The organism is Malikia spinosa (genome assembly GCF_002980625.1).
In the GTDB taxonomy this organism is placed as follows: domain Bacteria; phylum Pseudomonadota; class Gammaproteobacteria; order Burkholderiales; family Burkholderiaceae_C; genus Malikia; species Malikia spinosa.
Map to the genome: position 1 here is coordinate 97,168 of NZ_PVLR01000007.1, position 19,428 is coordinate 116,595.

The window sequence follows — 19,428 nt, forward strand, 5'->3', positions numbered from 1 at the left end:
GCGGGCGGGTATTAAATTCGGTCGCGCGTAGTCTGGCGGCTTGTCGCGGCGTGGGCGGCTTCGTCGCGTGCCGCGAACCAGGCGCGTGCGTCGTCGCAGTCCTTGGCGATGCCCCGCGTCAGGGCGTCCAGACCGTCATATCTCAGTTCGTCGTGCAGTTTGTGCAGCAGCTCCACCCGGATGATTTTACCGTAGGCCTCCGCCTTGCCCAGGGCCCGTTGCACCCGCTCGGGCCATTCGAGGCAGTGGGTTTCGAGCAGCACGCGTCCGCCGTTGACGTCGGCCGGGTCGAGCGAGGGCCGCACGCCGAGGTTGGCGACACCGATCAGCGGCGCCGCGTCCGGCGCCGGGTCTAGCCCATGGACCTGAACCGCGAAGATGCCGCTGGCGGCCGGCTTCCAGTGCGTGAAGCGCAAGTTCAGGGTGCGGAAACCATCGCCCGCACCGGCCTGGCTGGCACCGAGTTCGCGCCCGAGCTTGGCGCCATGCACCACATGGCCGCTGATCGCGTAGGGCCGGCCCAGCAGCGCAGCGGCGTCCTCCATCCGGCCCTGGGCCAGCGCCTCGCGCACCGCCGAGCTCGACACGCGCAGGCCGTGCACCTCGTAGCTCAGCATGCGCGCGACATCGAAGCCCTGCGCGGCGCCGGCCGCGTCGAGCATCGCGTAGTCGCCCTGGCGTTGGGCGCCGAAGCGGAAATCGTCGCCGACCAGCATGTAGCGCACGCCTAAAGCGTCGACCAGGATCTGGTCGATGAATTCCTGTGCCGGTTGCGAAGCGAGCCGGTCGTCGAAGGGCAGGATCACGCATTGCTCGATGCCGCAGCGGCGCAGCTCGTGCAGCTTGTCGCGCAGCGTCGCGATGCGCGCCGGTGCCAGCTCGGGCTTGTTGAACTTGGCTGCGAAGTAGTCGCGCGGATGCGGCTCGAAAATCATCGCGCAGCTGGGCACGCCGCGGTGGCGTGCCTCGTTGATCAGCAGCGCGAGCATGGCCTGGTGGCCGCGGTGCACGCCGTCGAAATTGCCTATGCTCAAGGCACAGCCGGGGCCGGCCGATTGCGGGTGGCGCAGCAGATTGTGCAGGCCTCGGATGATCTTCATGCTGTCTCTGATAGGGGAATGCGGTCGCTGAAACCCGACCAAACACGCTATGTTGACATATCCGAGGCTGGTTTCCGAGGCTGGCGCGCGCCTTCTGCTGGCTATGATGCCAGTCCGACCCCCTTGCATGAACCCTCACCCCGCACTCACATGATCCTCGAACACGCCGATATCCGCATCGATCCCGCCAACGCTGCCGACTTCGAAGTCGCGATCGTGCACGGCCTCAGCAGCGTCATCGCCCAGGCGCAGGGCTATTGCGGCCACAAGGTCAACCGCAGCCTCGAGTCGCCTGGCCGCTACATCCTGACCATCTTCTGGGCCACGCTCGAGGACCACACCGTGGGCTTTCGTCAGTCGCCGGCCTTCGCCGAGTGGCGCGCCATCGTCGGGCCGTTCTTCCTGCAGCCGCCGGTGGTCGAGCACATGGAGCTGGTGAACCAGGCCGACTGAACGCCGCCTCGGTCGCTAGCGCTGGCTCCCAGCAAGCCAGCCGCAATACCCGTTGCTCTTGCTGCAGGGCTCATCCATCCAGTCGTAGAAGCGGCGCGGATCGCCTTCGATGGCGTAACGCACCCGCTTGATGCGCTTGAACTGCTGCAAGGTCCGCTCGATCTGCGAGCGGAACTCGGCCGCACCGCAACTCGACGAGCTGCCGGGCAGCCGGGAGCGGAAGTCGGCCAGGTCGACATAGGCGGTGCCGCCGCGAATCCTCACCTGCCTGAGCAGGTCGGCGCTGGCGGCCGAGAAGATCGAGTGGTAGCCGGCCGCGCGTTCACTGGCCGACGGACCGGCCAGCAACTGTTGCAAGGCTCTTTGTGCCCGGGTGGCCTGCTGCCCCTGAGCCAGCGGCCGCTCGACCGGGAACACGGCCGAGCAGTCGCTTTGATCCGGGTTCAGTCGCTGGTTGGGAAAGAACAGCCGCAGCGTCGTGCCGGTGCGGCCCGGCTCTGCCGCGCCAGCGCCTGGCAGCATCGCCAGCCACAGCAGCATTGCCAGCCGCCACATGGCCGGCAGACGCCAGCGCTGCTGATCCCGACCCCGCATCATCCGGTCTGGTCCCGCCTCTTTCCTGCGGCTCAATCCGGAATGAACAGCAGGTTGCGGTCGGGCGACCAGGACAGCACGGCATCCTCGTCGACCACGGTCTCGAACAGCAGCTGGTCGCCTCGCATCAGGCGCAGCTTGCGCGGGCCGGGCTTGTCATCCTCGTCGGTCAGCAGCTGCGCGGCTTTCTTGAGCACGAGCTCGGCATAGTCGGCCTCGCTGCCGCCTCCGGCCAGGTCGGCGCCCCGGTCGTTCGGCTGGCTGGTCTTGTACTTGTGGCCGACGCTGAAGGCGATCAGTCCGCCCTGCGGGAAGAAGCGCCGGATGCTCTCGACCAGGATGCGCGCGAGTATCGCCTGTCCGCTGGCACTGCGGATGAGGTCGGCCTGCTGCGGATGGCTCGCGAACAGGGGTTCGAGCAGCACGGCCGGCATCTGGGTGTGCTTGAGGTTGCCGTCGCCGCGGCCGTTCCAGCCGCCGACCAGGATGCCCTGGTCGCCGCCCACATCGGTGCCGAACTGCTCGGCGATCGCCTTGGCATACCAACGCCCCCAGTTGCGGCTGACCTGGGACGCATTCGCGCCGACCACCACCACCGCATAGTTGGCCTGGGTCGAGGAACTGCTGTTGAAATGGTGCTCGACATAGGCCACGGCCCCGGCCTGGTTGGCTGCCAGCTGGCGTGCGTAGTAGTCGCCCTCGAAGAACTTGACCTGGTACATGCGGGTTCTCCTTCAGGTGTTCAGCAACATCTTGATCAGGTTGGGCATGCCCTTGCCCTGGATGTAGGGGTCGCGGCCCAGGTCGGTGCAATGCGTCATCAGCAGCTGCTTGACCCGGTCGGGGTAGCCGATGAATTCGCTGCGCACCGACAGGAAGGCCGCCAGCAGCCCCGAGACATGGGGCGCGGCCATGCTGGTGCCGCTCATCTCGACGTAGTAGTCGCTGGCGTTGCTGCCCTGCTTGGGCCAAACGTGGCGCGCCGACAGGATGTTCTCGCCGGGTGCGACCAGATCGGGCTTCATGCGGCCGTCGGCCGTCGGCCCGCGCGACGAGAAGTAGGACACCCCGTAGCTGTGCGGGTTGGACTTGTGGATCGAGCCGACCGCGATCGCTTCGTCCAGATTGGCCGGGTCGCCGATCGACAGGTCCATGTTGGCCGGCAGGACGCCGTTTTGCGATTCGAGCAGCGCATAGCCTTCGTTGCCGGCCGCCAGGCAGATCAGCACGCCCTGGCGCCACAGGCGCCGCAGTTCCTGGCACAGCGGCGTGTGACCGCAGCCGAACACGCTCGGGTCGAAGTTGCCGCCCAGGCTCAGGTTGATGCCGTGGATGACCAGTTGGCCGGCGCGTTCGTTGAGGTCGGCGATCAGGTCGAGCGCCTTGATGATGAAGGCGTCTTCGCCGCTGCCGCTGTCCTTCAGCACCTTGAAGCCATACAGCTTGGCCTCGGGTGCCATGCCCTGCAGGTCGATCTCGCGCGGGTCGTCCGGGGACTGCGCCAGCTTCATGGCGCCGGCGATGATGGCGGCGACATGGGTGCCGTGGCCGTTGCCGTCGAGCGTGGCGAAGCGCTTGTCCTTGCGCGTGAGCGCTTGCGCCGGGCCGTCGCTGGTGCAATCCCATTGCGCAACGACGTTCTGGTGCGCAGCGAAATGCGGATGTCCGGCCGCGATGCCGGTGTCGAGCACGGCCCAGGCGATGTTCTGGCCGCGCGCGCCGTAGCCCAGGTTGGCCGGGCGCGCCTGCACGGTCTGGCAGGACTGGTGGATCAGCTGGCGCTTGACGCCGTTGCGCCAGACCCGGTCGATCTTGAGCTCGCGGCAATGCGAGCGCAGCTGCTCGATCTCGCTGCGCGTCAGGTCGGCCGAGACGAAGCGCTTCATGCTCTGGATGCGTCCCGCTTCCAGCGGCACCCGGCTCTGCGCCAGCACCTCGGTCAGCAAGGCCTGCAGGCGCTCGCGCGCCGCGTCGAGCGACTGCTCCTGGCTGTCGTCCGACACCAGCTGGATCAGGGTCGGATGGCGCTGCTCGGGCGCGCCATCTTCGAGGTCGCTGACCAGGTCCTTCATCAGGATCGCGCGTCCGACCAGATTGCTGAAGTTGGCCCCGGCCGTGTCGCGCACGGCCTGACGCACGACATCGATCGAGAGATAGCCGGTGCCGGAATGCGGGTTCGATTCCCATTCCGGGTTGATCCTGAGTCCTTCGATGTTCTCGATCCCGACGCCGCGCGGGTTCTGGCCGTAGTCGTTCGACAGGTCGGCGTCGAGCGCGACCGGGTCGAGCCGTTCCGCCACGTTGAGCCAGCGATCGACGCAGTCCGGCACCGCGAGCGGCTGGCCGGGTTCGAGCTTGACCAGCATGTCCTGCACCTCTTGCAGGCCCAGCGGCGAACCGATGGTCAGGAACAGCCGCACGTCGCATTGCTGCTTCTGCAGCTTGCGCAGCACCTGGTAGGCAATCATCGAGCCCTGGCTGTGCCCGATCACGATGAAGGGGCCGCCGCCGACCAGCAGCCGCTCCAGCAGGATCTTCTCCATCCGCTCGCGCTCTGTGGCATCGAAGAAGAAGTCGCGCACATCCTTCAGGAACAGCCGGCTGATCTGGCGCACGATCCAGCGCCGCATGCCGGCCGGCAAGGGCAGCACCTTGGCCGCCGGGCCGCCATCTTCTGCCACCGGTTCGAGCAGGCGCTGCTCCAGGCTCGCCATCAGCTGACGCTGTGGCGCCGAGAGTTCGGGGCCGCTGTCGAGGTCTTCGGTTGCCAGACCACGGATGCCCAGCCCGCCATCCAAGTCGGACAGCCCGTCCTTGGCGGCGCAGCTGTCGCTGGACGGGACCGGGTAGCGGACCCGGTTGACCCAGTAGGCCATGCGGGTGCGGTCGCCCATGGCGGCACCGAACAAGGCGCTGTCCCATTGGCATTTGAGGACCGAGGCGACCGGCTTGTTGTTGATGCCGTGGATGTAGACCACCGTGCCGATCTCGGGCGCCAGCCCCTGCTTGGCGAGCAGGGCCGGGAAGTCGGGCTGCTCCGGTAGCGTGGCCGCCAGCCGCATGAAGGAACTGAACGATGCCGGTTCGGCATCTGCCGGCGCGGTCTTGCGCGCCTTGCCAGGCTTGCGTTTTTCGGTGGCCATGTTTCCCTCTCCCCTTGCTTGTTGTTGGGCAATCCGACCTTGCAGTCGGACCCAATGTAAGGCGCGGAAAACCGGGACGCAACGGGAGATATGTCCCTTGGCGCTGGCCTTTTGTCCTGGCCTTGTCCCGGGGGACAGGACTGGGTGGCGCAGCCGTGGGGTTTCAGGCGCCGGCGGCCTCCAGCCGCTGCTGCAGCTCCGCCACCAGCGCCTCGAGCGCGGTGACGCGCTCGGCCAGCGCCTGCAGCTCGCCGCTCGTGCCGGCGCCGGTCTTGATTGGCGAAGCCGAGGCGACGGCAGCCTGCGCATCGACCGGCCCGCACAGCAGCTGGGCCCAGCGCTGCTCGCGTGCGCCGGGGGCGCGCTCGAGCTTGACGACCAGCGGCCCGCCTTTTTCCGGGCTGCGCTGCTGCAGCTCTTCCAGGAAGACCTCGACCGAGCCGATGTCGGCGAAGCGGTGCCAGCGCTCGGCGTTCAGGCGCAGCTCGCCCGCGGTCTGCGGCCCGCGCAGCAGCAACAGGCCCAGCAGTGCGGCGGCCTGGGAGGGCAGGCCGACGGCGCGCTCGAAGTTGTGTTCGTAGCGCGCGGTGCGCCCGCCGCTGCTCTCGAACACCAGGCTGCGCTCGCGCAGGCCGTCTATCGCCTGCGCGATCTCGTCCTCGCTCAGGTTCATGACCGGCTCGCGGCTGGATTTCTGGTTGCAGCCGCTTTGCAGGCTGTTGAGCGTCAGCGGATAGCTGTCGGGCACGGTGCGCGCCTTCTCCATCAGCGTCGCGAGCACGCGCGCCTCGGTGGCGGTCAAGGGGGTTTGTTCGAAGTTCAGCATCTGGCAGTCCGGTTGGGAAGCGGCTTTATTACACTCGCCGCATGTCCCAAATTGCACCACAGAACATCGTCATCCTGATCTCGGGTGGCGGCTCCAACATGGCCGCCATCGTCAAGGCCGCCGAGCAGGGCGGCTGGCAGCAGCGCTACGGCGCCCGCATCGCCGCCGTCATCAGCAACAAGGCCGACGCCAAGGGCCTGCTGTTCGCGCAGCAGCATGGCATTGCGACTGCTGTTGTTGATCACAAGGCCTACGCCAGCCGCGAAGAATTCGACGCCGAGCTCGCGCGCGTGATCGACGGTTTTGATCCGAAGCTGGTCGTGCTGGCCGGCTTCATGCGCATCCTGACGCCCGGTTTCGTCGACCATTATGTCGGCCGCATGGTCAACATCCATCCCTCGCTGCTGCCGGCCTTCCCGGGCCTGCACACGCACCAGCGCGCGATCGACTACGGCTGCAAGTTCGCTGGCGTGACGGTGCACCGCGTGACCGCCGAGCTCGACCATGGCGAGTTCCTGGACCAGGCGGTGGTGCCGCTGCTGCCCGACGACACGGCTGATACGCTGGCTGCCCGCGTGCTGACGCAAGAGCACATCATCTACCCGCGCGCGGTCGAGCAGCTGCTGGCGGCCGGGCGCTGAGCCGCAGCCAGTCCTGATCAGTGGGAGAGGTCGGTGACCTCGCCCGAGCTTTCGCTGAGCCCGAAGCGGCCCTTGCCGTCGCGGCTGACGCGGCCCAGCGCCACTTCCGGGTCGTGCGTGAACACGATCCGGCCATTGCGCGCCAGCAGGTCCTCCAGCAGCGCGGTCTTCTCCTCGATCAGGCCTTCCGGGAAGCGGTCGTAGCCCATCGTGATCGGCAGATGGACCCAGGGCGCGCCAGGAATCAGGTCGCCGGCAAAGACGACCGGCCCGGACGGCATGTCGACCTCGGGCAGCAGCTGCCCCGGCGTGTGGCCGTCGCTGACATGGAAGCGCCAGTCCGGCCCCAGCGTGTCTGATGCCGCGCCGTCGGCCAGCAGCTCGAGCCGGCCGCTGGCTTCGAGCAGGTCGAGCAGCTCGGGCAGATAGGAAGCACGGTCGCGCGCATGCGGGGACTTGGCGCGCTGCCACTGGCGCTGTCCGGTGATGAAGCGCGCCTTCGGAAACAGCAGCCGCGGCGGCTGCCCCTCGGACCAGGGCGCCAGCAGGCCGCCGGCGTGGTCGAAATGCAGGTGGGTCAGCAGCACGACGTCGATGTCGGCATCCGACAGGCCAAGCTCTGCCAGGCGATCGAGCAGCGCATGGCCGTTTTCCTCGACGCCGTAGCGCTCCTTCATCGCGGGGTCGAAGAAGGCACCGATGCCGGTCTCGACCAGGATGTTGCGGCCGGCTTCGCGCACCAGCAGCGCGCGGCAGCCGAGCAGGATGCGGTTCTGCTCATCGGCGGCCATCCAGCGCTGCCAGAGCGCCTTCGGCGCGTTGCCAAACATGGCGCCGCCGTCGAGGCGCTGGCGGTTGCCAGCCAGGGTGGTCAGCGTGCGGCCGCTGCTGGCGGCCCCGGATTGCGGTGAGGGTGCGGCGGATGTCATGGAGCAACTGTAAGCGAATTCTCGGCGCTGACCTCCGCTGACCATGGCCGGTCGATGCCAGCCCTTGGCGCTGCAAGACCGGCCTGTCGCCCGGGACCCGGCGCTTCAGCGCCAGAGCGGCTGGCCGAGTGGCGAGCAGAGCAGGACCAACGCGGTCACGTTGATGGCTACCGTGATCCAGAACCACTTACGGAACTGGGTCTTGGTCGATTTGTGGCGCACGAAGTGATGCGCCAGCAAGGTGCCTGGCCAGCCACCGAGCAGGGCGAACACATGCAATGTGCTTTCCGGCGTTCGTTGCAAGCCCCGCTTGGAGGCGTACTTGTCCATCGCATGAGCGCCGAGCGTGATGGCGCTGGCTGCCAGGTAGATGACTGCCAGCAGCGATGGAGCTTCCCAGACCAGGGCAAGCAGCAGGTACAAGCCCAGGAAAGCCGGGAGGGCGTAGCGCAGGGCCATCGCCCAATGGGCTGCTGCCTCGTCTCGGCTGACCGAGAGCCTTGCGGCCGGCAGGGCGGGTTCGACCTGACTGGCCTGTGCCTGGCCTTCGGGTCCGATTTCCAGCTTGAACCTGACGCGCTGCTTGACTTGCGGTCGTTCGCTACCGGGAGCGAAGGCGGTGGCCCGGACGAAGACATCCTTGCCGCCTTGTGCGGGTTCGATGAAACCGAAGCCGCGCTCTTCATCCCAGGCTTTCAAAACGCCATATGTACTCATTGATTTATATGATCATTAAAATATTGTCTCTGTTATATTTTAATGAAAATAGCAGCGCCCAGCTCGCAATCTTGTTTCAGATTGCAACAACCGGGCGCCCTGTGGCGTCACATCGCCTTGTGGAACACCAGTCCGGCGTGCTCGCGCATGGCGTGGAACTGGATCTTGGGCCAGTTGGCCTCGACCGCGCGCAGCGTGGCGCCATGGTCGACCAGGATGGTCGGTGCGTCGACCGCATCCCAGGCCATGCGGTGGATATTGGCGTCGATGAAGCGCTTGAGCTCGACCTCGCCGCCGTTCTCGGGCGGGCAGGTGACCCAGCGCGCGACCTGATACGGGCTGTGCGTGATGCGCGCCTTGACGCCGTATTCGGCCTCCAGCCGGTGCTGCACCACCTCGAACTGCAGCTGGCCGACCGCGCCCAGCATCAGGATCGAGCCGGCCATCGGACGGAACACCTGGATCGCGCCTTCCTCGCCAAGCTGGGTCAGGCCCGCTTTCAGCTGCTTGCCGCGCAGCGGGTCGGCCACCTCGACGCTGCGGATGATTTCCGGCGCGAAGAAGGGCAGGCCGGTGAACTGCAGTGCCTCGCCCTCGGTCAGCGTGTCGCCGAGTTGCAGCACGCCATGGTTCGGGATACCGATGATGTCGCCGGCATAGGCCTCGTCGAGCAGCTCGCGCCGCTGGCTCAGGAAGCTCACCACGGTGTTGGGGCGCAGTTCCTTGCCTGAGCGCACGACCTTCAGCTTCATGCCGCGCGTGAAATGGCCGCTGGCCACGCGCACGAAGGCGATGCGGTCGCGGTGCGCCGGGTCCATGTTGGCCTGGATCTTGAACACCACGCCGCTGAACTTGGGTTCGGTCGGTTCGACCACGCGCTGCAGTGCCGGCTTGGAGCCGGGCGGCGGTGCCAGGTCGACCAGCGCGTCGAGCACCTCGCGCACGCCGAAGTTGTTGATCGCCGAGCCGAACAGCATCGGGGTCTGCTTGCCGGCCAGGAAGGCCTGCTCGTCGAAGGCCTGCGAAGCGCCCTCGACCAGCTCGAGCTCGTCCTTGGCCTGGCTCCATTCAAGCCCGAAGCGCTCGGCCGAGACCGGGTTGTCGAGTCCGACCAGCACTTCCTCGTCGCCGCCGGCGCGGTCTTCGCCGGCCGCGTAGACGCGCATCTGGTCGGTGCGGCGGTCGAACACGCCGTGGAACAGCTTGCCCATGCCGACCGGCCAGGTGAAGGGCACCACCGTCATGCCGAGCTCGCGCTCGATCTCGTCCATCACGTCGAGCGGCGACTGCACTTCGCGGTCCATCTTGTTGACGAAGGTGATGATCGGCGTGTTGCGCGCACGGCAGACCTGCAGCAGACGGCGGGTCTGCGGCTCGACGCCGTTGGCCGCGTCGATCACCATCAGCGCGGCGTCGACCGCGGTCAGCACGCGGTAGGTATCTTCCGAGAAGTCCTGGTGGCCCGGGGTATCGAGCAGGTTGATCACGCAGTCGCGGTATTCCATCTGCATCACCGACGAGGCGACCGAGATGCCGCGCTGCTTCTCGATCTCCATCCAGTCGGAGGTGGCGTGGCGCGCGGCCTTGCGCGCCTTGACCGAGCCGGCGATGTTGATCGCGCCCGAGAACAGCAGCAGCTTCTCGGTCAGCGTGGTCTTGCCCGCGTCGGGGTGGGAGATGATGGCAAATGTGCGGCGGCGGCGCACTTCAGAGACGATGTCAGACATGGAGCCGGATTATCCCCGACCCCCGTTGTTGCGGTCCATCAACGACAATCCCGCCATGCACCCGAAAGCCTTGATTGACCATTGCGCGGAACTGATCGCGCAGACCCTGACCTTTGCCCATCCCGCCGACGCGACCGTGAGCCAGTATTGCCGCGAGCAGCGCAGCCTGGGTTCGCGCGAGCGCCCGTTGCTGGCTGACGCCGTCTACGCGCTGCTGCGCGAGAAGCCCTTGCTCGAATGGCTGCTCAAGAAGCTGCCGGCCCCGAAGGCCCTGCCGTCGGCCGGCCACAAGGCGCCCCGACCGGCCAAGGGCGCCAAGCCCGCACCGGCGCCGTCGGCCAAGGCGCGTGCGCTGGCGCTGCTGGCCTTGCGCCAGCAGACCGAATTCCTGGCCCAGGCCGCGACCGCCGAGGAACTGGTCTGGCTCGATGCCTGCCGCGCACTCGAAGCCAGTCCGCCGGCCGACCAGCCCGCGGCCTGCCGCCATGGCCTGCCCGACTGGCTGGCCGCTGCGCTGCAGGCCGAGCTCGGCGACGGCTTCGACGCGCTGGTGGCCGCGCTCAAGGAGAGCGCGCCGCTGGATCTGCGCGTCAACCCGCTGAAGGCCAAGCGCGCCGCCGTCGAGCAGCAGCTGCAAGACGCCGGCATCGCGTCGGTGCCCACGCCTTATTCGCCCTGGGGCCTGCGCCTGGCCACCAAGCCGGCGCTGCAGAAGCTGCCCTGCTACCTGGATGGCAGCATCGAGGTGCAGGACGAGGGCTCGCAGCTGCTCGCGCTGCTGCTCGATGCCAAGCGCCACGAACTGGTGATCGATTTCTGCGCCGGTGCCGGCGGCAAGACGCTGGCGCTGGGTGCTGCGATGCGCAACACAGGCCGGCTCTATGCCTTCGACAACTCGGCGCACCGGCTCGAGGCGCTGCAGCCGCGCCTGCAGCGCAGCGGCCTGAGCAATGTGCACCCGATGGCGATCGCCCACGAGCGCGACGCGCGGCTGGACCGCCTGGTCGGCAAGGCCGACCGGGTGCTGGTCGATGCGCCCTGTTCGGGGCTGGGCACGCTGCGGCGCAGTCCCGACCTCAAGTGGCGGCAGAGCGAGGCCGGCATCGCCGAGCTCGCCGCGCTGCAGGCGCGCATCCTCGAGAGCGCCGCGCGCCTGGTCAAGCCGGGCGGTCGCCTGGTCTATGCGACCTGCAGCCTGCTGCCGCAGGAAAACGAGGCAGTCGCCGCGGCCTTCTCGGCCGCGCAGCGCGATTTCGTCGCCCTGCCGGCCGGGGAATTGCTGCAGCGCGCCGGTGTTGAGTCGGCCGACCGTCTGGTGCGTGGCGACTATCTGCGCCTGTGGCCGCACCTGCACGCCAGCGACGGCTTCTTCGCTGCGGTCTGGCAGCGCAAGGCTTGAAGCCTGTGTCTGCGTGAATCGTTAAAATTGAAGATTGCCGTCGGCCAGTCGCCGCACTCATATCAATCCTGACAGGACGCCCCATGAAGAAAACCGTTTCGATGCTGCTCGCCACGCTGGCCGCAGCCACTCTGCTCACCGCCTGTGGCAAGAAGCCCGAGGCTCCCGCGGCGGCAGCACCTGCCGCGGCGCAGGCGATCGTGATCGGCCTGGATGACAACTTCCCGCCCATGGGTTTCCGTGATGACAAGGGCGAGCTGGTCGGCTTCGACATCGACCTGGCCCGTGAAGCCGGCAAGCGCAGCGGCCTCGAAGTCAGCTTCAAGCCGATCGACTGGAGCGCCAAGGAAGCCGAGCTCAATGGCAAGCGCGTCGACGTGCTCTGGAACGGCCTGACCATCACCGAAGAGCGCAAGGCCAACATCCTGTTCACCACGCCTTACCTGGAGAACCGCCAGATCATCGTCGTGACCGACAAGTCGGCCATCACGACCAAGGCCCAGCTGGCCGGCAAGGTGGTCGGCGTGCAGGACGGCAGCAGCGCGGTCGACGCGATCCAGAAGGATGGCGATACCGCCAAGTCGATCAAGGAAATCAAGAAGTTCGGCGACAACGTCACCGCGCTGATGGACCTGTCGACCGGTCGTCTCGACGCGCTGGTCGTCGACGAGGTCGTGGGTCGCTACTACACTGCCAAGAAGCCGGGCGAGTACCGCGTGCTGGACGAGAACTTCGGCACCGAGGACTATGGCGTCGGCACCCGCAAGGACGACACCGAGCTGATGGCCAAGCTGCAAGGCGCCATGGATGCGATGAAGGCCGACGGCACTGCCGCGACCATCTCGACCCAGTGGTTCGGCAAGGACATCGTCAAGAAGTAATGCGGCTGGCCCCCGGGGCCCAAGCCGACCTGTCCGGCCTCAGGCCAGCCCGCACCGGGTTTGGCGAGGCCGGATTTTCATTTCGAGGGCCTTGTTTCGATGTCCTATTTGCTCGACATTCTTTCGCCCCTGCTGCAGGGCACTCTGGTCACCTTGCAGGTGTTCCTGCTGACCATGCTGCTGGCGGTGCCGCTCGGCCTGGGGCTGGCGCTGTTGCGCCTGTCGCGCCGCGCCTGGCTCGGTCGGCTGGTCAGCGGCTATGTCTGGTTGATGCGCGGCACGCCGCTGATGCTGCAGATGCTGTTCATCTATTTCGCGCTGCCGTTCGTGCCGGTGATCGGCATCCGGCTGCCGGACTTCCCGGCCGCTATCCTGGCCTTCACGCTCAACTACGCGGCCTATTTCGCCGAGATCTTCCGCGCCGGCATCCAGTCGGTCGACCGTGGCCAGTACGAGGCCTCCAAGGTGCTGGGGCTGTCCTATGTCCAGACCATGCGTCGCATCGTCCTGCCGCAGATGGTCAAGCGCATCCTGCCGCCGATGAGCAACGAGACCATCACCCTGATCAAGGACACCTCGCTGATCTATGTGCTGGCCATGAACGACCTGTTGCGCGCGGCGCGCGGCATCGTGCAGCGTGATTTCACCACTTCGCCGTTCGTGGTCGCCGCTGCCTTCTACCTGTTGATGACGCTGGTGCTGACCTGGGCCTTCCAGCGCATGGAAAAGAAAGTCGCCGTCTATGACTGAGCATCCCATGATCCGTGCCATCGACCTGCACAAGCGCTTTGGCGAATTGATCGTGCTGCGCGGGGTCTCGTTCGAGGTCGCCCGTGGCGAGGTGGTGGCCGTGATCGGTCCTTCGGGCTCGGGCAAGAGCACCTTGCTGCGCTGCCTGATCCATCTCGAAACCATCGAGTGCGGCGCGATCGAGATCCAGGGCCGCCCGCTGGTCTCGACCGATGCGCATGGCCATTGCCATTACCAGCCCGACGCCGAGATCCGCCAGCTCTGCGGCCGCATGGGCATGGTGTTCCAGCATTTCAACCTGTTCCCGCACCTGACCGTGCTGCAGAACCTGATCGAGGCGCCCGTCACGGTCAAGGGCCTGAGCCGCGACGCCATGCTGCCGCTGGCCGAGGAGCTGCTGCGCAAGGTCGGCCTGTTCGACAAGCGCGACAGCTACCCGTCGCGCCTGTCGGGCGGGCAGAAGCAGCGGGTCGCGATCGCGCGCGCGCTGGCGATGCAGCCTGACATCCTGCTGTTCGACGAGCCGACCTCGGCGCTCGACCCCGAGCTGACCGGCGAGGTGCTGCGCACCATGCGCGCGCTGGCTGAGGAGCACATGACCATGGTGGTGGTTACGCACGAGATGGGCTTTGCCCGTGAGGTGGCCAGCCGCGTGGTCTTCATGGACGGTGGCCAGGTGGTCGAGGCGGGTACGCCGCAGCAGCTGTTCGGGGCCCCGCAGCAGCCGCGCACCCGCGCCTTCCTGGCCAACCTGCTCTGAGTCAGCCCTTGCAGAAGGCGATGTGATCCCAGGTCGTGGCGTGGGCAATGCGGCCCCAGCCCGAGGTCAGGTTCAGCGTCGCTTCCAGCCACAGCACATAGGCGCAGGGCGCCTGCGCCGAGATGTCGATCAGCAGCCCGCCCGCTGGCGAGACCGCCTCGCCCGCCACCAGGCTCAGCGCCGTGGCGGCCGGCAGCGGCGGGTTGCCCTCGAAATAGACCCGGGCGTTGCCGACGAAGGGGTGGTAGACCGTGTAGAGCGCGTGCAGCTCGGTGTCGAGCTTGCCGCAGCCCGCCGCACCGGGTCCGACCAGCTCCGCGATGTCTAGCGACACCACCGCGCTGCTGTTGACGATGCTGCCGGCCCATGACGGGTGGCGCTGGTAGCGGTATTCGGTGTTGCTGAACACGATCTTGTCGAGCGCGTTGCTGTCGGGCAGCGGCGCCAGGCTGACGGCATCGCGCGCCTCGAACCAGAGCTTGAAGGCATGGGCGCGCGACTTGGCTGGCGCCGGCAAGCCCTGGCCGGCTGCCAGGCCGGGCGCGGGCAAGGTCAGGTCATGGGCCTCGTGGGTCAGTTCAGCGGTTTTCAACACGGCCAGATTGCCGAGCGGAATGAAGCGCCCGCGTCCGCCCGGAATCAGGTTGTCCTCGCGCGGGACCTTGATCCAGCCCTGGGCGTCGATGTCCTGGTTGATGCTGACCGACAAGGCCGGGCCCGAGGGCTGGGGGATGCTGAGGGTCGCACCGGGGTGGTTGACCCAGTAGTCGGCGGCCCGGATCGTCCAGGCACTGTGCAGCGTGCTCCAGCCCCAGTATTCAAGCTTGCCGATCAGGGTCGGCTGCACCAGGCCTGCCGTCACGTCGACGGTGGCGCCCAGCGTGGTGCCGGTGCTGTCGTATTCGGCGACCCGGAACCGGTACTCGACCGCCTGGCTCGAGCTGCCGTCGGGCAGGATGCCGATCAGCGGGATGTTGCCGGTGAAGGCGTAGCTGGCGTCGCTGATCGTGGCCGTCGTCAGGCCCTCGGTGGTGAAGTCGCCGTAGGACGAGTCGACATGGTACTGGCCGACATTGGTGAACAGCGGCTGGGTCGGCGGATGCTGCGGATGCGGGGCCTCCTTGATGCAGAGCTTGACGCAGTGGCAATGCCCGATGTTCTCGCGTGCCGGCGTGCGCGCCTGCGCCCTGGCCTCGATCAGCAGCGGCGTGCCGTCAGCGGCCTCGATGCGGAAGTAGAGGTCCGGGCCGCCGCTCCATTCCAGATTGATCGAGGGCGAGAACGGGGTGCGCCGGAAGCTGGCGCCGCTGTAGTCGATCCTGAAATGTCCGTCCGAATCGGTCATGCCGCTGCCGAGCGGGTCGTCCTGTATCCAGTCGGCGTCGAAGGCCAGCACGCGCACCCCCATCACCGGGTCCTTGCGGTCGCAGACCGTGACCTGGCCGCAGATGGCCCAGGCGTCGAAGCGCGCGCGCACCGCGCACCAGTGGCGCTGCGGAATGCCGTATTCCCAGGCCGCGACCAGGCCGTTGTCGGTCTGGCGCCACAGCGGCTGCAGCGTCGTCAGCGTGCATTGCAGCGGGCTGGCCCCGGCCGCGGCGCCGCGCACCGTTTCACAGCGCAGGTCGAGCTCGAACGCCTCGCCGGCATATTTCTGCCGCTCGCCGAGCTCGAAGACGAAGTCGCCCTTCGCATCGGTCCTGACCTCGGCCAGCAGGCGCCCGGCCTTGGCCGTGACTGCCGGCTCGGACAGGATCGCGAAGCTGTCCTTGGCGGGTGCGACCGCCTGCGCCGTGACGTCGCTCCGTTCCGGCCGGTACAGGCGCACCAGCACGCCGGACAGCGCTTCCGGGCATTCCGGACAGATCAGGCCGCTCAGGCGGCCCTTGAAAAGATAGTTCATGGTTTTCTCTCCCTGTTGTCGATTGCCCTGGCGGGCGGGTGGTGGCCAGGTCCCCGCTTGGGGTCTGGCTTCTGCTGCTCGTGGTGTCATTCAGCCGGAGCCTGGCTCTGGCAGCGCTGTGCAGGCATAGCCTCCCGGCAGCGCGCGGCTGACCGTGACCCGGTGCGGGCCGGGTTGGCCAGTGATTTCGGGCTCGTGGCCGTCGAGGATGGCGGCCAGGATCGGCTCCGGGTCGCAGGGCCAGTCCACGCTCCGGTATTGGCCGGGATCGGTTCGGGTTTCGTGCAGCGCGATCTCGAAGCGGGCCAGCGCCTGCAGCAGCGGGTCGCTGTCGCGGCTGAGCTGGCGCATGAACTGCTGGCCGGCCTCGGCGACATCGGGCGAGAACTCGCCGCTCGCGATGAAGCGGCTGATCTCGTGCTCGAACCGGCCCTGGCGCTTGAGCCAGCCCGCGCTCAGCACGCAATAGCGCTCCAGCGCATGGGCGCGCCAGAAGCCGATCACCTCGCGCACGACCGCCAGCCCGGTCGATCCCGTCAGGCCCTGGGCGTAGGGCGGGTCGTCAGGCGTGGCAGTGCCGCCGATCACGAGCCGGCGCAGGCTGCGTTGGTAGCTCTGCAGGTCCATGGCGTGGCTCGGTTCAGGCGGCCATCAGCTGGTCGAGCCGTTCGACTTCGTCGGCCCAGGCCTGATGCCCGAGCACCGGCAGCGCCTCGGGCATGACTTCGTAGATGACGGCCTCGACCGCGGGCGCGCGCGCCAGCACCTCGGGCAGCAGCTGGCGCGTGCTGTCGCGCGTGAGCCGCGAGTGGATGTCGAGCATCAGCCCGCGATGCTCGGTGCCGCCGGCCAGATGGAGTTCGCGCACCGGGGCGAGGTCGAGTTCGGCCAGGAAATCAGCCGCCGCCCAGCCCTGGTTGTGCGCGTTGCACTCGAGGTTGTAGAGGTCGAGCAGCAGGCCGCAGCCGCTGTCATGCGCGAGCCGGTTCAGGAACGCTGCTTCGCTGAACTCGGCGGGCGGATCGGGCAGCAGGTTGACGGTGTTCTCGAGCAGGAAGGGCAGCGGGTAGCGCGCCAGCAGGTGCCGCGTGCGTTCGGCCACCAGGTCCAGCGCTTGCTGGGTGCGTGGCAAGGCCAGCATGGTGCCGGTGAAATGACCGTCGACATGGGTAAAGGCCAGGTGTTCGCTGTGCCAGGCGACCGGAACGACCTCCAGGATCTGGTCCAGCAGCCGGAAATAGTCATCGTTCCAGCTATCGGCCGAGCCGATCGAGAGTCCGACACCGTGCACGATCACGGTCGCCTGGGCGGCGATCAGCTCGAGCTGGCGCAGGGTCTGGGCCGGGATCTTGCTGCGCCGGCCCTCCCTGACGGCCAGCGTGTCGGGTATCACCTCGACGAAATCGAGCCTGGGCAGCAGGGCCTCGATGAAGGTCGGATCGAGCGCTTCATAGCTGGTCCCGATGCCGACCCGCGGGCCTGGGCCCGCTCGTTTACTGGTGGAAGCTGACATCGGCCACGGCCGGTATCTTTTTGAAGGCTTCGGCCAGGCGGGGGTCCTGCTGGCGGATCAGGATGTCGAGCCCACCGAGGCCGCAGGGTGCGCAGCCATGCAGGTGGATGATCGCGTCGACGATGTCGTGCAGCGACGCGCGCGTGACCGACGGGTTGACCGTGAGCTGCAAGGTGCCCGGACGCAGTTTGCCAGCGCCGAGCTGGGACGCGCTGATCGTTTCAGCTTTCTCGAGTTCCGACATGGATTGATCCCCCTGATGTTGTGAATGGCTATCGAAGTCATCATCCCGCAGTGGGAGTGACCGATCCAGTCTAGGTTCATTCAATCCGGAGTGTCAATTTTTCTTTTTATCTATTGGGTTGTCGTGGGAGGTGGCCGGATCGAACCCTGTGCCGCCCAGGGACGAAAAAAAACCGCCGGGGATACCAGCGGTTCTTTTCAGACAAGGGGCTGAATTACTTCAGCTTGATTTCCTTGTAGTCGACATGCTTGCGAGCCTTGGGGTCGAACTTCTTGATCAGCAACTTTTCAGGAGTGGTCTTTTTGTTCTTGTCCGTGGTGTAGAAGTGACCAGTGCCGGCTGTGGATTCCAGCTTGATCTTTTCGCGTCCGCCTTTGGTTGCCATGGTTCAGCTCCTTCAGTGATTAGGCTTGGCCACGTGCGCGCAGGTCGGCGAGCACAGCATCGATACCGTTCTTGTCGATCAGGCGCAGGGCAGCGCCGGAGACGCGCAGGCGAACCCAACGGTTCTCGCTCTCGACCCAGAAACGACGGGATTGCAGGTTCGGCAGGAACCGGCGCTTGGTTTTGTTGTTGGCGTGGGAAACGTTGTTCCCGACCATGGGCTTCTTGCCCGTGATTTCGCAGACGCGTGCCATGAGGACACTCCAGTGAAAAAATTAACGGCTGACGCCGCACCTCGCCCGTGTCCTGTGTTGTGCCGCCTGCCACTTCATCTGGTGTTGTGTGGACGGCTCCGGCTCGCGGGCGGTGAATTTTTACCGGACCGATGCACTGGCAAGCCAGCGGATAGATCCAGCAAACCGAGCATTATACCCATCGCGTCGGGAGCTGGGAACAGGCCCTTGTTTCGATCGGTTGGGCTCCGCTAACATCGGGCTTTACCCGACGCGCGTGACCCCATGATTGTTCGTCCCAAGCAGCATTGGCTGCGTCTCATCTTCGTCTGGCATGGTTCGGTGCTGCACCAGATCCTGTTCCGGCTGCTGCTGAACTTCGCCATGGCCGTGCTGGCGGTGCTGGGCATGTCGCAGTTCGCGGCCTGGGGCCTGCACATGTCGACGGCGCCGTTCAGCCTGATCGGCATCGCGCTGGCGATCTTCCTAGGTTTTCGCAACAGCGTCAGCTATGACCGGTTCTGGGAGGCGCGCAAGCTCTGGGGCATGCTGCTGGTGACGGCGCGCTCGCTGCTGCGCCAGGCCCAGACCCTGACCGGGCGCCGGCCCGACGATCCGGCCGTGCGCGAGTTCGCGGCGCTGCTGATCGCCTTCGCCTACCAGCTCAAGCACCAGTTGCGCCATACGCCGGCCCAGGCCGACCTGGCCCGGCTGCTGCCACCGGCACTGGTCCAGCGCCTGGATCAGGCCAGCTACCCCTGTGTGCTGCTGCTGCGCGAGATGGGGCTGTGGCTGCAGGCGCAACATGCCTCGGGTCATCTGTCGGATATCCGCTGGCAGGCGATGGATGCCAACCTCAACGAGTTGACGGCCTATCACGGCGGCTGCGAGCGGCTGGCCAGCACCCCGATTCCCTATGCCTACAGCGTGCTGCTGCATCGGACGGTCTATGTCTACTGCACGCTGCTGCCGTTCAGCCTGCTCGATTCGGTCGGGGTGCTGACCCCGCTGATCTCGGTCTTCATCTCCTACGCCTTCATGGCGCTCGATGCGATCGCCAGCGAGCTCGAGGAGCCGTTCGGCACCGAGCCCAACGACCTGGCGCTCGATGCGATCTGCATCACGATCGAGCGCAGCCTGCTCGAGCTCGACGACATCGCGCCGCTGCCCCAGCCGCACCAGCCGACCGAGGACCATGTGTTGACCTGAGGCAGCCCGCGCTGCCTGCCGG

Annotated in this window: 21 protein-coding genes; 7 read left to right on the forward strand and 14 right to left on the reverse strand. The window is 66.9% G+C overall.

The window, feature by feature from the left end; genetic code table 11:
• Nucleotides 1–11: 11 nt before the first annotated feature.
• Nucleotides 12–1,100, reverse strand: a complete 1,089-nt coding sequence (locus tag C6P61_RS02685; RefSeq protein ID WP_105728385.1) for a bifunctional riboflavin kinase/FAD synthetase — start codon at nt 1,098–1,100, stop codon at nt 12–14.
• A 150-nt stretch (nt 1,101–1,250) separates the two neighbouring features.
• On the opposite strand from C6P61_RS02685, the gene C6P61_RS02690 reads away from it, so the two are divergent.
• Entirely contained in the window at nt 1,251–1,553 is a 303-nt protein-coding gene (locus tag C6P61_RS02690) for an antibiotic biosynthesis monooxygenase family protein (RefSeq protein WP_105728386.1), read from the forward strand.
• A gap of 15 nt (nt 1,554–1,568) precedes the next feature.
• On the opposite strand, the gene C6P61_RS02695 is transcribed toward C6P61_RS02690, so the two are convergent.
• From C6P61_RS02695 to C6P61_RS02710, 4 genes are all read right to left on the reverse strand, one after another.
• Nucleotides 1,569–2,150 carry a GerMN domain-containing protein gene (locus C6P61_RS02695; RefSeq protein ID WP_105728387.1) on the reverse strand — a complete coding sequence of 194 codons (582 nt, stop codon included), beginning with the start codon at nt 2,148–2,150 and terminating at the stop codon, nt 1,569–1,571.
• 29 nt (nt 2,151–2,179) lie between these two features.
• The gene (locus C6P61_RS02700; protein ID WP_105728388.1) at nt 2,180–2,869 is read right to left on the reverse strand and encodes an N-acetylmuramoyl-L-alanine amidase family protein; all 690 of its coding nucleotides are present in this window, start codon (nt 2,867–2,869) and stop codon (nt 2,180–2,182) included.
• Between the two features lie 12 nt (nt 2,870–2,881).
• Nucleotides 2,882–5,290 carry a S8 family peptidase gene (locus tag C6P61_RS02705; RefSeq protein ID WP_105728389.1) on the reverse strand — a complete coding sequence of 803 codons (2,409 nt, stop codon included), beginning with the start codon at nt 5,288–5,290 and terminating at the stop codon, nt 2,882–2,884.
• A gap of 163 nt (nt 5,291–5,453) precedes the next feature.
• The gene (locus C6P61_RS02710; protein WP_105728390.1) at nt 5,454–6,116 is read right to left on the reverse strand and encodes a YceH family protein; all 663 of its coding nucleotides are present in this window, start codon (nt 6,114–6,116) and stop codon (nt 5,454–5,456) included.
• A gap of 41 nt (nt 6,117–6,157) precedes the next feature.
• On the opposite strand from C6P61_RS02710, the gene purN reads away from it, so the two are divergent.
• Nucleotides 6,158–6,757, forward strand: a complete 600-nt coding sequence (gene purN, locus C6P61_RS02715) for a phosphoribosylglycinamide formyltransferase (protein ID WP_105728391.1) — start codon at nt 6,158–6,160, stop codon at nt 6,755–6,757.
• Nucleotides 6,758–6,774: 17 nt separating this feature from the next.
• Here purN and C6P61_RS02720 read toward each other — a convergent pair whose 3' ends face one another.
• From C6P61_RS02720 to C6P61_RS02730, 3 genes are all read right to left on the reverse strand, one after another.
• Nucleotides 6,775–7,686 carry an MBL fold metallo-hydrolase gene (locus C6P61_RS02720; RefSeq protein WP_105728392.1) on the reverse strand — a complete coding sequence of 304 codons (912 nt, stop codon included), beginning with the start codon at nt 7,684–7,686 and terminating at the stop codon, nt 6,775–6,777.
• A 105-nt stretch (nt 7,687–7,791) separates the two neighbouring features.
• Nucleotides 7,792–8,385: a DUF1294 domain-containing protein gene (locus tag C6P61_RS02725; protein ID WP_244908743.1), complete on the reverse strand. Its 594-nt coding sequence runs from the start codon at nt 8,383–8,385 to the stop codon at nt 7,792–7,794.
• Between the two features lie 125 nt (nt 8,386–8,510).
• Entirely contained in the window at nt 8,511–10,130 is a 1,620-nt protein-coding gene (locus C6P61_RS02730) for a peptide chain release factor 3 (RefSeq protein WP_105728394.1), read from the reverse strand.
• Nucleotides 10,131–10,185: 55 nt separating this feature from the next.
• Here C6P61_RS02730 and C6P61_RS02735 point away from each other — a divergent pair, with 55 nt between their 5' ends.
• From C6P61_RS02735 to C6P61_RS02750, 4 genes are all read left to right on the forward strand, one after another.
• The gene (locus C6P61_RS02735) at nt 10,186–11,529 is read left to right on the forward strand and encodes an RsmB/NOP family class I SAM-dependent RNA methyltransferase (protein WP_105728395.1); all 1,344 of its coding nucleotides are present in this window, start codon (nt 10,186–10,188) and stop codon (nt 11,527–11,529) included.
• An 83-nt stretch (nt 11,530–11,612) separates the two neighbouring features.
• Nucleotides 11,613–12,410, forward strand: coding sequence for an amino acid ABC transporter substrate-binding protein (locus C6P61_RS02740; protein WP_105728396.1), 798 nt, complete (start codon nt 11,613–11,615; stop codon nt 12,408–12,410).
• Nucleotides 12,411–12,509: 99 nt separating this feature from the next.
• Nucleotides 12,510–13,160 (forward strand): amino acid ABC transporter permease, encoded by a 651-nt coding sequence (locus C6P61_RS02745; protein WP_105728397.1) that lies wholly within the window; start codon nt 12,510–12,512, stop codon nt 13,158–13,160.
• On the forward strand, nt 13,153–13,920 hold the full coding sequence (locus tag C6P61_RS02750; RefSeq protein WP_425319730.1) for an amino acid ABC transporter ATP-binding protein: 768 nt from the start codon (nt 13,153–13,155) through the stop codon (nt 13,918–13,920). The genes C6P61_RS02745 and C6P61_RS02750 overlap by 8 nt, the downstream gene beginning before the upstream one ends.
• Before the next feature lies 1 nt (nt 13,921).
• On the opposite strand, the gene C6P61_RS02755 is transcribed toward C6P61_RS02750, so the two are convergent.
• The 6 genes from C6P61_RS02755 to rpmB all read right to left on the reverse strand — a co-directional run bounded on the left by C6P61_RS02755 (nt 13,922) and on the right by rpmB (nt 18,218).
• A complete protein-coding gene (locus tag C6P61_RS02755; RefSeq protein ID WP_105728399.1) occupies nt 13,922–15,823 on the reverse strand; it encodes a transthyretin-like family protein in 1,902 nt (633 codons plus the stop codon).
• A gap of 90 nt (nt 15,824–15,913) precedes the next feature.
• Complete coding sequence (locus C6P61_RS02760) at nt 15,914–16,450, reverse strand: hypothetical protein (RefSeq protein WP_105728400.1); 537 nt, start codon at nt 16,448–16,450, stop codon at nt 15,914–15,916.
• A gap of 13 nt (nt 16,451–16,463) precedes the next feature.
• The gene (locus tag C6P61_RS02765) at nt 16,464–17,336 is read right to left on the reverse strand and encodes an MbnB/TglH/ChrH family RiPP precursor modification enzyme (protein ID WP_105728401.1); all 873 of its coding nucleotides are present in this window, start codon (nt 17,334–17,336) and stop codon (nt 16,464–16,466) included.
• Entirely contained in the window at nt 17,317–17,580 is a 264-nt protein-coding gene (locus C6P61_RS02770; RefSeq protein WP_105728402.1) for a hypothetical protein, read from the reverse strand. Before C6P61_RS02770 ends, C6P61_RS02765 begins: the two co-directional genes overlap by 20 nt.
• Before the next feature lie 214 nt (nt 17,581–17,794).
• The gene (rpmG, locus tag C6P61_RS02775; RefSeq protein ID WP_105728403.1) at nt 17,795–17,965 is read right to left on the reverse strand and encodes a 50S ribosomal protein L33; all 171 of its coding nucleotides are present in this window, start codon (nt 17,963–17,965) and stop codon (nt 17,795–17,797) included.
• Between the two features lie 19 nt (nt 17,966–17,984).
• Nucleotides 17,985–18,218, reverse strand: coding sequence for a 50S ribosomal protein L28 (gene rpmB, locus C6P61_RS02780; RefSeq protein WP_105728404.1), 234 nt, complete (start codon nt 18,216–18,218; stop codon nt 17,985–17,987).
• Nucleotides 18,219–18,482: 264 nt separating this feature from the next.
• Between rpmB and C6P61_RS02785 the strand changes: the two genes are divergently transcribed.
• Nucleotides 18,483–19,406 carry a bestrophin family protein gene (locus tag C6P61_RS02785; protein WP_105728405.1) on the forward strand — a complete coding sequence of 308 codons (924 nt, stop codon included), beginning with the start codon at nt 18,483–18,485 and terminating at the stop codon, nt 19,404–19,406.
• Nucleotides 19,407–19,428 lie beyond the last annotated feature (22 nt).